Origin of the sequence: Streptomyces sp. NPDC007095, from assembly GCF_040634475.1 — a bacterium.
In the GTDB taxonomy this organism is placed as follows: Bacteria; Actinomycetota; Actinomycetes; order Streptomycetales; family Streptomycetaceae; genus Streptomyces.
This window is the reverse complement of the sequence record NZ_JBEYFS010000163.1, coordinates 18,161-28,727: the sequence shown is the minus strand read 5'-3', so window position 1 is coordinate 28,727 and position 10,567 is coordinate 18,161. Positions and strand designations below refer to the sequence as shown.

Sequence of the window (10,567 nt, the reverse complement as noted above, 5' to 3'; positions counted from 1 at the left end):
CCGGGCGTCGCTGCCGTACCTGCGGACGAACGCGGTCAGACAGGGGACGAACGCCAGCAGCGCGAGGGCAGACAGCCCCTGGAGCAGGCCGAGGATGCGGAAGAGGTTCTCCAGAGTGGCTGGATCCTTCAGCCGATACGCCTGTACTTCGGCGTCGCTGGAGTACGGCGTTACCGTGCCGGACGGGCCCAGCGCCCCGGCGATGACGAGACTGGCCACGAAGAACAGGACGTACAGCACGCTGGTCAGAGCGCCAAGGTCCCGGCGCTGGGCGCTCGTGCGGGTGAGCGTGGCGGTGGTCACGGAGGCGACCCTCCTGAGGTAAGTGTGACGGCGGAGCGGAAGTCCCGGCCCCGCTGTCTTCACCATCACAGAGCGGCTCCTGTGGGACGTCCCGCGCAGGAAGGCCGTGGGCGTACTCCCGGTGGCGTACAGATCCATCCGCTGAACTGCTCGGAGTGTCAATCGTACTCGCGTCGGAGCAGCGGGAGTTACTTCCGCCGACGGACGCCCTGGACGGTCAGAAGGGAGAGCCTGGCCGCGTGCATGTGACCCTGACCTGATTGAGGTATCTATGACCCCCTCCGCCGGATCATCGACGGTGACGACGCCCGCTGGCGATGGCCCACAACGGCGTTCAGGCCACCGGTTGCCTCAGACGGCCCGTAAGAGCATAGTCGTCGTGCATGTGGTCGTCTCTGTCAGTTGGTTGGCCCTGATGCTCTGCCTGCTCACTCTGGGGATGACGGCGCTGGCGACGAACAATGCCGACACCCTGCGGACCGCCTACCGGGCGATGGGGATGCTGGGGAACGTTCTGATCATCCCGCTGAGCCTGCTCACGTTGGTCAGCGGTGTGATGCTGGCGCTCGCCACGCCGTGGGGCCTGTTTCGGTACTACTGGGTCAGTGCCAAGTTCTGGCTGACCCTGGCGGCGACGGTGGCCTCGATTTTCGCCCTCACTGCCAGACTGCACGACGCGGCGGATGCGGTGGCCCGGCATCCGGTGGGCCCCATCTCAGCCATGGATCTGGGATTCATCCGCTACAACATGGTGATCGTCCCGGCCGTCGCGCTCCTGCTGTATCTCGCCAACGTCATCCTGTCCGTCTTCAAGCCATGGGGTCGACGGCCGGCCGCGCCGAGTGCAGGCCGGCAGTAGCGTCGCCGTGATCAGCTGTGAGGCGTCGTTGTTCTACGGGAACATGCCGACCGACCTGTCGGGCGCCTGGGGAATTACCAGCCCCGTCACAAGATCTCCGACAGAGCCGAATTGGCTGACCGTCGACAGGTGAGCGTGCGGCGGAAGCCCTCCTCAGCGGCCGCCTTCACCAGGGCAGTCTGGAGCGCGGCGAGCCGGGCCCCACGCACCTGGTCCGACCGGCCCTCGGCACCGAGCAGCACGGCGGCCTGGAACTGGGTGTCGGTGACGTCCACGCACACCACCTGGTACGGCGCGCAGATCCCCCTATCGATCGCCTCCGACAGCGTCAGGGTGTAACACCTGCTGCCGAACGGCCCATTGGGGTCGTCCTCCATGCTTGCTACCAGCTCGCCCGGCGCGCCCTGCTCGGATTCCTCGTCCAGCTGCCACAGGCGGGGCGTGGCGGTTGTGAAGTGCCGGTGCAGTGCCATTGAGGGGACGTCGTCACTGAGCCAGCGTCAGGTGTCGGAGACAGATCCTCTGACCTGCGGTTGAGTGGATGCTCATGGTGGCAGCTGCTGACATCAGTCGGTGGCGTCAAGTGATGATGCTGCTGGACAGATCGATGGCACTTCCTATGCCGCGTACTGAGCCCTGAGGCGAAGCGGATGAGGAGCCGCAGCCCTATCGGTAGCTTGCCCGGTCGGCTTCGATGGCTGCGGCGAGGGCGTTGTCGGCCACTTTTACTGCAGGGTTGTCGTCCGGCAGGACGAGGTGATGCGGGTCGAGTGCTGCCAGCCCGGCGGCCAGTCCCGGACCTGTGCCGTCCTCTTCGGCGAGCTGGCACAGTTCGAACAACGCAACTGCCGCCCGGATACGGGACTGTTCACGCTCGCTGAGGGGCGTACCGCTCTCGGCCTGCTCAAGGAGGGTGCTGTGGGCGCCGGCGAACTCTGCCGCGGTCACTTCCGGAGGAGGAGGCTGGTGCGGGTCAGCGGACCAGCCAGGTGCCCGGTGAGCGCGGCGGACGAGAGCGTAGGAGTAGGCCGTCAGCTGGTCGACAGCGTCGCGGACGGCTTTTTGCATGTCGTTGGTGCGCAAGGGCAGACCCAAGGCTTCGGTGAAGTCCGGGAAGCGCTCGACGGTGAGGGGCAGGGCCTGGCCGTAGACGCCGTGGACGCGCATGCCGATCGGGAGAACTTCACCGTCTTCCACGGCCACCAGCGACATCCGGCATCGGGTCCTGGCCGCCTCTCGTTGCTCGTTGCTCCATGCACGTATCCCCTCAAGAGCCATCGGCCAATGGCCAAGGGACACGGCGATGACCACTTGCTGATCACACCACACCGGTGCGGGATCGGGATCCGCGCATGCAGCGGTGCACGCGGTGTCAGCTCCCGCCTGGTGCAGCATGTCGGTCACTGCGCGCAGGGAGTGGTCCAGCGCAGTCTGCATCACGCTGTCCACGGCGGGAATGACCAAGTCCAGCTTCTTCTCACGCTACTTGACGGGTAGCGTCACGACCCCCGTGACGGGGGCCGTAGGTTGGCCGGTCACGCCACGACCTGCGTCGGCGAGGCGGCCGGGTCCAGGCGGCCGCACAGGAAGGCCGCGGCACGGTCGAGTGCGGCGGCGGCCTCATCCAGGACGGTGGCGAACGCCTGGAAGACGTGCGGCGCCCCGGCCACGACGTCGAGTGTGACGTCAACGTCACACTCGGCGGCACGCGCGGCCAGGCGCACCGAGTCGTCGAGCAGGACCTCGTGGCTGCCGGCCTGGATGAGCAGCGGCGCAAGGCCGCGCAGGTCGGCGAAGGCAGGGCTGACCAGTTCGCCACGGGGGTCAGCGCCGCCCAGGTAGTCCGCGGCACGCACGCGCAGTGCGGTGGCAGTCATGGACGGGTCGACCTCGGCTTTGGTCTCAAGGCTGCGACCGGACTGGGTCAGGTCCACCCACGGGGACAGCAGCAGCGCTGCGGCGGGTTGCGGCAGACCTGCGCGCCGGGCAGCCAGCAGGGTCGCCACCGCCAGACCGGCCCCGGCCGACTCCCCCGCGACCGCGATCCGCGCCGGGTCGCCCACGTCCTCCAGCAGCGCACGGTAGGCCGTGAGGGCGTCGTCGACGGCGGCCGGGTAGCGGTGCTCGGGAGCGAGCCGGTAGTCGACGGAAACCACCTCGGCACCGGTGCGGCGGGCGAGGCCGGCGACCAGGTTCAGGCTGGTCTCCGAGTCGCCGATGGCGTAACAGCCGCCGTGGAAGTACACGATGGTGGCGGCCGGGACCGCCCCGTCGATGCGCACCCGCAGGGCCGGGACCACCCCGCCGAGCATGGTCTGCTCGGTCCGCACGTCCGCGGGCACCGGAGCGGCGGTGAGCATGGCGCGGAACACCGCCCGCATCTCCAGCGGATCCTGGGCCAGGTCGAGCGGAGAGCCACGCAGCAGGGCCGTGACGTGTTCCATCTGGGTGGTACTCATGGCTGTCATCCTCACAGTCGTCTGTAAATCAGAGTTCATTACTAGTAAGATAGTAAGCGTCATGAACCATGGTGACAAGGTTTCGAGGAGCGGATCGATGAACAACGAGGACTTCCTGCGACTTCTGGTTCGCGCGCAGATCCACCTGTGGGACGCGGCGGACACCGCCCTGCGCACGGACCACGACCTGCCGCTCGTCTCGTACCTGCCGATGCGCGTCATCGCCCAGACCCCCGACTGCCGCGTCCAGGACATCGCGAACCAGCTCGCCATCACCAGCGGCGGCGCCAGCCAAGCCGTCGACCGGATCGAAAAGGCCGGCCACGTCGAACGCAGACCCCACCCCGCCAACCGGCGCTCCTCCATCGTGGAACTGACCGCGGAAGGCCGTGCGCTCCTCGACGCCGCCGCCGCGACCCTCGACCAGGAGATGGACCAGCGCCTGGCCCCGCTGTCGACAGCCGCTCGCAGGCAGATCACCGACAGCCTTGCCGCGCTGCTCACCCGGCCCCGATGAAGCCGGCCCTGGTGCCCACCTTCGGCCGCGTCCACCCGGCCCGCCGCCACCGGGCCTGGCCGCTCACGGTGGGGCTCGCGTGGTCTGTGCCGCGTCGTCTGCGACCTGCCGGAGGTCGGGAATGGTCATGGGCAACGACAGGTCGAGCCGCTTGTCCAAGTCGAGCCGAAAGGTTCCGTACGGGTTGATGTTCGACCAGAACGTGGTCCAGCCAAGGTGAGGCCAAAAGCCCGACGTTCTCGTTGATCGTCGTGGGGTCGCTCGGGCGGGTGATGGGGGCCTGATCTGGCGGTGCGGGGCGGGGCAGCAGAGAAGCATCGGCGATGCTTTGTGTCGCCTGCTGTGAGGGACATCCCAGGCAGCCCGGTCGCATGGTCCTTGTCACCAGCCGTAACCGGATGTCCGCCCTGATCGCCGGCGGTGCGGCAGCTCCTGCCCCTGAGCCTGCTACTCGTGGCCGATGCCCACCAGATACTCACGCAGCTGCGCGCCGACGGGTTCGACGTCCGCGATGACGACGTCGCCCGCCTCTCACCGTTCGTACGGCACCACATCATCCACGGCCGGTACTCCTTCCAGGTTCCCGACCTGCCCGGTGGCCTGCGGTCCCTGCGGGATCCGGACGCGGACGACGACCGGTAAGTCGATCGGCTCAGGCGCGTTGGCACAGAGGCTCAAGAACTCTCACATGTCTCGGTGTTCACCGGTGTGCGCGGAAGAACTCGGTGAGGTCGTGCGCGAGGAGTTCGGGTTCTTCGTGGGCGGCGAAGTGTCCGCCACGGGGCATGCGGGTGTACCTGGTGATGTTGTACGTGCGCTCCGCCCAGCTGCGGGGCGGCTGGGTGAGGTCGGCCGGGAACAGGGCGAGGGCCGTGGGCACGTTGACCCGCTCAACCCTCCTCGTCAGCCCTTGGGCGTATTCGTAGTAGGGCCGGAAGGAGGTCGAGATGGTGCGGGTGAACCAGTAGAGCGACGCCTGCGTGAGGAGGAAGTCGTCGCTGAACCGGGACGACAGGTCACCACCGCAGTCGCTCCACGCACGGTACTTCTCGACGATCCAGGCGAGCAGCCCGGTCGGCGAGTCGGCCAGACCATAGCTCAGCGTGAGAGGGCGGGTGCTCTGTTGGTGCATGTACCCGCCCTCTTCCGCGGACCACACCGCGACGGAATCGAGGTACTCCCGCTCCTCAGGGGTGACACCGGCCGCGTCGTAGGCGACCGGGCTGGCGATCGCCATCAGATGGATGCCCACCACGGCCTCGGGGTGAGCCTCGCCAAGCCGGGAGGTGATGCCGGCACCCAGGTCGCCCCCGTGCGCGACGTAGCGCTCGAAGCCGAGTTCGTCGTGCATGAGCCGGTGCCAGATCTCATGGGTCTGCGGCGGCTCGGCGAGCAAGGGCCGCTGAGGTGAGAAGGCGAATCCGGGCAGCGAGGGGACGACGACGGTGAACGCGTCGGCGGCGTCACCCCCGTACCGCGACGGCGTGGCCAGCCGGCGGGCGAGGGCGGTCAGTTCGAGGAAGGAACTGGGCCACCCGTTGGTCAGGACGATCGGCAGGGCGCCGGGGTGCTCGCCGTCAAAGCGGAGGTAGTGGACGGGCGTTCCGTCGATGTCCGCAAGGTGGGACGGCAGGGCGTTGATGGTGGCTTCGTGGACACGCCAGTCGTATTCGGACGCCCAGTAGGCGACGAGGCGTCGCAGTTCGCCGGAGTCGGTGCCGGCCTCCCAGCCTGTGGCGGGCCAGGGGGTCGGCCAGCGTGTGTGGAGCAGTCGTGAGCGCAGCTCGTTCACCTCGGCCTCGGTGACGGCGATCACGGGTGTCTGGCGGGTCACAGGAGTCTCCAAAGTTTCGTTCTCACATGACAGTGGTGCGTGCCTGAGTGGCGGAGCCGGTCTGCGTGCGCTCATCGGGGGACCGGCGGGTGGCACCGGCGATCACAGCGGACAGGGCCATGAGGATCGCGATGACGAGCAGGGCGTGCCCGATAGTGGTCTGGTTGCCGAGGAAACCGATGAGAGGGGGTCCGCTGACGAACCCGCAGTATCCGATCGAGGTGATGACGCTGACTCGGCCGGCGGCACGAGCGGGCTCGTCGGCCCCGGCACTCATGCTGATCGGAAAGCCGAGCGCCGCACCCAACCCCCAGAGCAGTGTTCCGGCGAACGCCATGCCGGTGGATGGCCCGAGTGCGAAGACAGCGACTCCGGCGGTGGCGGAGGCGGCGGCTGTTCGCAGGACAGTGACCCGACCGAACCGTTCGAGGACCGCCGGCCCGAGCCAGCGGCCAGCCGTGAGCGCGGCCAGGAACGAGGCGTACGCTAGCGTGCCGATCGTGGCGGTGACGTGGTGGCGGTCGATGACCGAGACGCTGACCCAGTTGCTACCTGCCCCTTCCGCGACCGCGAAGGCCAGTGCGACGAGCCCGACCACCACGGTGCGGGGCTCTCTCCACGCGCCCAGACCCGGGCGGGACACCTTCACCTTCGGCGGTGCTGCGCTGCGGCGCGCGGCATGCTCGGGCAGAAAGTGTCGTGCGGCCGCGGGTATCGCCCCGGCGATCACTGCTGCGGCCGCGGCCACATGGATCCCTACCGGGACCTGCAGGGCGATCATCAGCACGCCGACCGCGGCACCGGCGACCGTACCGAGGCTGAACGCGGCAAAGAAGCGTGGCATGACGGGCCGGCCGAGCTGCCGTTCGACGGACGCGGCGTGCACCGTCATCGCGACATCCCAGAAACCCGTCGCCGCGCCGAGCAGGAACAGCCCGGCCACCAGCAGGGACGTTGAGAAGGTGTATCCGAGCGCGATGACGCCAAGGCTCGCGCTGACGATTAGGGCCACGGCGGTGACGGCCCGGCGGGGGCCGATGCGTGTGACGACAGGTCCCGACAGAGGCAGCACGATCACACCGCCGACGGCGATGGTGAGCAGCAGGAGTCCCAGGGACGCCGGGTCGAGATGCAGCTGCGTGCGGACCTGCGGAAGCCGGGAGGACCACGTCGACCCGGCGAGCCCAAGACCGGCGAAGACCGCGTAGGTCGCCCTCGCACCGGCCGTCACCTCCCGCGCTGTCGGCGCCGTCGGGACGGCGACAGACGCTCCGGTCACGATCCCGGCCGGCCGACTGGGCCGAGCGTCTGGTCGATCGCGTCCCGTGCCCTCTCGCGCGACTTCGGCGAGGTCGTGAGCAGAGCATGCATGATCATTCCCTCAAGCAGGGCGTCCAGCCGGGCGGCGCTGTCCGGGCCGATGAAACGGGCCAGAACAGTGCGGCTGTCCTCCGTCCATGCCTGAGTCAGGGCTCGTAGTCCGGGGTCGCGGAGCGCCGCCAGGTGCAGCTCGAAGCCGAGGACCGCACTGCGGTGCCTGGCAGGACCTCCGTGGACGAGATCGACCAGGACCTCAACGAATTGCTCGTGTGTCTCGACACCCTCGAACAAACCCTCGAACACCGCGGACTGCACCTCGACATGCCGGGCGAACGCCTGCGCCTGAAGATCGGTCAAGCTGGCGAAGTGATAGGTGATCGACCCGAGCGGCACGCCCGCTCGGGCGGCGATGTGCCGATGCGTCGTCCCGGCCACCCCACGCTCCGCAATGACGTCGAGGGTGGCGTCCAGGATGTGCGTCTTGCGGCCGGGGTCATTGCGACGGGTCCGCCGCCGCCCACCACCCGATCCGGCGGAGGCCCGGCGCTCACCGTCGGCCGCTTCCTTGGCCGTTTCACCTGCGGGAGGATCCGCCAAAGGCGACTCGATGTGCGACATGCGTACAAACATACAAGCCTTAAGAACAGATGTACAAATCAATGGATGCTCGCAGCCACCACGCCGCGGCATCACACCTGTACCTTCGGCATACACACAACCGGCCGCTCGCCATGGTCTGCGGTCCGGACGGCTACCCTCACGCTCGCCTCAGCCCCGCTCTCACCTGCAACGAAATACAGCGACTATTCGCCCTGCCCGCCGCATCCCCGAACGACCAACGCGACCATCGCCCGCACTGGTCCCTATGGCGTCGCCGACACCAGGCCCGCGCCCGCGACTGCCACTACCGCCGACGCGAGGCCACAACATGAAGATCCACAACTGCGGATGGAGTATTAATTGACTGAGCTCAGAAGCAACCGACCGAAGTCAGTGCGGCCCGAGGGGCCCCTCATGCCGCCGTTAGCGCCGCCAGGGCGCGGTCCATCGCGTCGTTGAATTCTTCCGGCGCCAGCGGCAGCCGGGACTTGACGTCCCGACTCCACTGGTCGGCGAGGACCTCGGCGGAGCCCGCCTCGACACCGTCGAGCGCCGCGTCGGCCAGGTCCGACGGCGCGATCTTGGCCACGGGCCAGCCCGCGGCCATGTCGGTGTCGGCCAGGCCGAGGTGCACAGCTGTCACGAGCGTGCCCTGCTCGGCGAGTTCCAGGCGGACGCCGTTGGTCATGGCCCAGGCGGCGGCCTTGGTCAGGTGGTAGGCATTGGCGCCCTTGCCCCCGAACCATGACATGGCGGAGAGGACGTTGACGATCGCGCCCCCGCCGTTCCTGGCGAGCGCCGGCGTGAACTCCCGGATCATTCCCAAGTGGCCGAACATGTTGGTCTCCAGCTCGTGCCGTACCGCGTCCAGCGAACCGGTCACCAGGTCGGTCCCCGTCTGGATCCCCGCGTTGTTGATGAGCAGCGAGACGTCCGGGGCGGCCTCGGCTGCGGCCCTCACGGATGCGGGATCGGCGATGTCGAGGGGCAGCACGTCGACCCCGGGCAGGTCCACGGTCTCGGGCCGGCGAGCCGTCGCGTAGACCTTGCGGGCGCCCCGTTCGAGCAGGCGCTGGGCGAAGGCGTGGCCCAGGCCGCGGTTGGCTCCGGTGACAAGGGCAACTGAGTTGTTGATGTCCATGCCCGGTACGCTAAAACCTGACGTTAACGTCAGAGGCAAGTGCTGGTCATCAGGGCCGGGGCGAGAGGAATCACCATGACCGTCACAGAGGCCGCGGCCGAGCGACTGATCCGCATCGGCGAGGTGGCGCGGGGTGCCGGCGTCTCGGTACGCGCCGTGCGCTACTACGAGCAGCAGAGGCTGCTCATCGCGGAGCGCAGCCCATCCGGCCAGCGCCTCTACCGGCAGGACGCCGTCACCCTGGTCCGTTTCTTCCAGCAGATGTTCGCCGCCGGCCTGACCAGCCGAAGGATCACGGAACTCCTTCCGTGCTGGGACTCCGGGCACACCGACGCCGAGCAACGAGCCATGCTGCGCGCCGAGCGGGACCGCATCCAGGCCAAGATCGACGACATGCAGGCTGCCCTGGACCGCCTCGACGAGGTCATCGCGATCACGGACACGCACCCATAGAGCTCGTAACACGATCATGATCGGTGCTTCTTCAGCCGCCTCCAGCAGATGAGGCCGCAGGCCAATGAGCACTTTCCAACTTAAAGTTGCAGTTCACGGGGCTGGCGTGGGCCGTGGGTGGGGCACTCGGGCCAGTCGAGGCCGTGATTGGAAGCAGGTGATCATCGGTCAGCGGCTGCTCTCGGCACGCCGGCGGCCGAAACGGCAATGCCTGCGGCATGCCACGCTGCTGCGTCCGCCTGCGGCCTTTACAGCTGTGTGTCCGCACCTCCGAGCGGGATCGCCCGATGGCCGTCATGCAGGAGCCGGCGGGAAATCGCACGGGCCGTAGCCCGCACGGCCGGCCCGTAGCCCGCATCCGCGAAACCGGTGTTGGGCGCCACGACCGACAACGCCGCCACCACCTCGTCGCCGTCCCGCACCGGCGCGGCCACGGTACTCAGCCGCCACGGATGACTCTGGCGACCGAAGGCGTAGTCACCGCGGCGTACCTCCGCGAGCACACGGCGCAGGTCGGCCGGCGTACGGATGTCGTCATCGCCGTGCCTAGGCTCATAGGTGGCCATGGCGTGGTCCTGTACGGTCAGCGGCGCGAAGGCAAGCAGCACCACTCCGACGCCGGTGGACGTCAGCGGCAGGCGGCCCCCCACCCGGTAGCGCACGGGACTGGCGTCGAGTGCCGAAAGCCGCTCGACGAGCAGTGCCTCCCCCTGGTCCCGCACAGCGAGCAGCACGTGCTGACGGGTGACATGGAAGAGATCTTCCATGAAGGGCATGGCCACGGACCGCAGCCCGTGTCCACGCGGTGCCAGGGAAGCGGTCTCCAGCAAACGCAGCCCCACGACGTAGTGGCCGTCGGCGAGTCGTTCCAGCGCACCGACATGGACGAGCGAGCGGGCGAGCCGCAGTGCACTGCTGCGGGGAATGCCGCTCCGTTGTGCGAGTTCGGCGAGGGGCAGCGCACGATGGTCGCTGTCGAACGCGCTGAGCAGGGCGAATGCCCGGTCGATGACCGGTTGCCCCACAGCGGGCCTGCCTCCGCGTCTGCGTCGGGTGTCGTCGTAGCTCGGTGTTTCATTCA

12 protein-coding genes and 1 pseudogene are annotated in these 10,567 nt (G+C 68.4%); 4 read left to right on the top strand and 9 right to left on the bottom strand.

Annotated elements, in window-relative coordinates; genetic code table 11:
* Positions 1-303, bottom strand: a 303-nt coding sequence (locus ABZ656_RS40100; RefSeq protein WP_360275055.1) for a hypothetical protein, incomplete at its 3' end; no start/stop codon positions are given.
* Positions 304-682: 379 nt separating this feature from the next.
* Here ABZ656_RS40100 and ABZ656_RS40095 point away from each other — a divergent pair.
* Entirely contained in the window at positions 683-1,162 is a 480-nt protein-coding gene (locus tag ABZ656_RS40095; RefSeq protein ID WP_360275052.1) for a DUF2269 domain-containing protein, read from the top strand.
* Positions 1,163-1,248: 86 nt separating this feature from the next.
* On the opposite strand, the gene ABZ656_RS40090 is transcribed toward ABZ656_RS40095, so the two are convergent.
* From ABZ656_RS40090 to ABZ656_RS40080, 3 genes are all read right to left on the bottom strand, one after another.
* Positions 1,249-1,635, bottom strand: a complete 387-nt coding sequence (locus ABZ656_RS40090; RefSeq protein ID WP_360275049.1) for a hypothetical protein — start codon at positions 1,633-1,635, stop codon at positions 1,249-1,251.
* A gap of 193 nt (positions 1,636-1,828) precedes the next feature.
* The gene (locus ABZ656_RS40085; RefSeq protein WP_360275046.1) at positions 1,829-2,626 is read right to left on the bottom strand and encodes a hypothetical protein; all 798 of its coding nucleotides are present in this window, start codon (positions 2,624-2,626) and stop codon (positions 1,829-1,831) included.
* Between the two features lie 71 nt (positions 2,627-2,697).
* Positions 2,698-3,621: an alpha/beta hydrolase gene (locus tag ABZ656_RS40080; RefSeq protein ID WP_360275043.1), complete on the bottom strand. Its 924-nt coding sequence runs from the start codon at positions 3,619-3,621 to the stop codon at positions 2,698-2,700.
* Between the two features lie 97 nt (positions 3,622-3,718).
* Between ABZ656_RS40080 and ABZ656_RS40075 the strand changes: the two genes are divergently transcribed.
* Together ABZ656_RS40075 and ABZ656_RS40070 are read left to right on the top strand one after the other, a co-directional pair.
* Positions 3,719-4,138: a MarR family transcriptional regulator gene (locus tag ABZ656_RS40075; RefSeq protein ID WP_360275040.1), complete on the top strand. Its 420-nt coding sequence runs from the start codon at positions 3,719-3,721 to the stop codon at positions 4,136-4,138.
* Positions 4,139-4,597: 459 nt separating this feature from the next.
* Positions 4,598-4,780, top strand: a pseudogene (locus ABZ656_RS40070) (hypothetical protein); the annotation flags it as partial.
* Between the two features lie 58 nt (positions 4,781-4,838).
* Here the strand turns inward: ABZ656_RS40070 and ABZ656_RS40065 are convergent.
* The 4 genes from ABZ656_RS40065 to ABZ656_RS40050 form a co-directional block, all read right to left on the bottom strand.
* Positions 4,839-5,972 (bottom strand): epoxide hydrolase family protein, encoded by a 1,134-nt coding sequence (locus ABZ656_RS40065; RefSeq protein WP_360275037.1) that lies wholly within the window; start codon positions 5,970-5,972, stop codon positions 4,839-4,841.
* 22 nt (positions 5,973-5,994) lie between these two features.
* A complete protein-coding gene (locus ABZ656_RS40060; RefSeq protein WP_360275034.1) occupies positions 5,995-7,251 on the bottom strand; it encodes an MFS transporter in 1,257 nt (418 codons plus the stop codon).
* Positions 7,248-7,910, bottom strand: coding sequence for a TetR family transcriptional regulator (locus ABZ656_RS40055; protein WP_360275031.1), 663 nt, complete (start codon positions 7,908-7,910; stop codon positions 7,248-7,250). The genes ABZ656_RS40060 and ABZ656_RS40055 overlap by 4 nt, the downstream gene beginning before the upstream one ends.
* 394 nt (positions 7,911-8,304) lie before the next feature.
* Entirely contained in the window at positions 8,305-9,033 is a 729-nt protein-coding gene (locus tag ABZ656_RS40050) for an SDR family oxidoreductase (RefSeq protein ID WP_360275028.1), read from the bottom strand.
* 75 nt (positions 9,034-9,108) lie between these two features.
* On the opposite strand from ABZ656_RS40050, the gene ABZ656_RS40045 reads away from it, so the two are divergent.
* Entirely contained in the window at positions 9,109-9,486 is a 378-nt protein-coding gene (locus ABZ656_RS40045) for a MerR family transcriptional regulator (RefSeq protein WP_360275025.1), read from the top strand.
* A 248-nt stretch (positions 9,487-9,734) separates the two neighbouring features.
* On the opposite strand, the gene ABZ656_RS40040 is transcribed toward ABZ656_RS40045, so the two are convergent.
* Complete coding sequence (locus ABZ656_RS40040; RefSeq protein WP_360275022.1) at positions 9,735-10,511, bottom strand: IclR family transcriptional regulator; 777 nt, start codon at positions 10,509-10,511, stop codon at positions 9,735-9,737.
* Between the last annotated feature and the right edge of the window lie 56 nt (positions 10,512-10,567).

Excerpts from the sequence above, each read along its gene's own strand:
- ABZ656_RS40080 (WP_360275043.1), bottom strand. The coding sequence starts at position 3,621 with ATGAGTACCACCCAGATGGAACACGTCACGGCCCTGCTGCGTGGCTCT.
- ABZ656_RS40055 (WP_360275031.1), bottom strand. The coding sequence starts at position 7,910 with ATGTCGCACATCGAGTCGCCTTTGGCGGATCCTCCCGCAGGTGAAACG.
- ABZ656_RS40050 (WP_360275028.1), bottom strand. The coding sequence starts at position 9,033 with ATGGACATCAACAACTCAGTTGCCCTTGTCACCGGAGCCAACCGCGGC.
- ABZ656_RS40045 (WP_360275025.1), top strand. The coding sequence starts at position 9,109 with ATGACCGTCACAGAGGCCGCGGCCGAGCGACTGATCCGCATCGGCGAG.
- ABZ656_RS40075 (WP_360275040.1), top strand. The coding sequence starts at position 3,719 with ATGAACAACGAGGACTTCCTGCGACTTCTGGTTCGCGCGCAGATCCAC.
- ABZ656_RS40090 (WP_360275049.1), bottom strand. The coding sequence starts at position 1,635 with ATGGCACTGCACCGGCACTTCACAACCGCCACGCCCCGCCTGTGGCAG.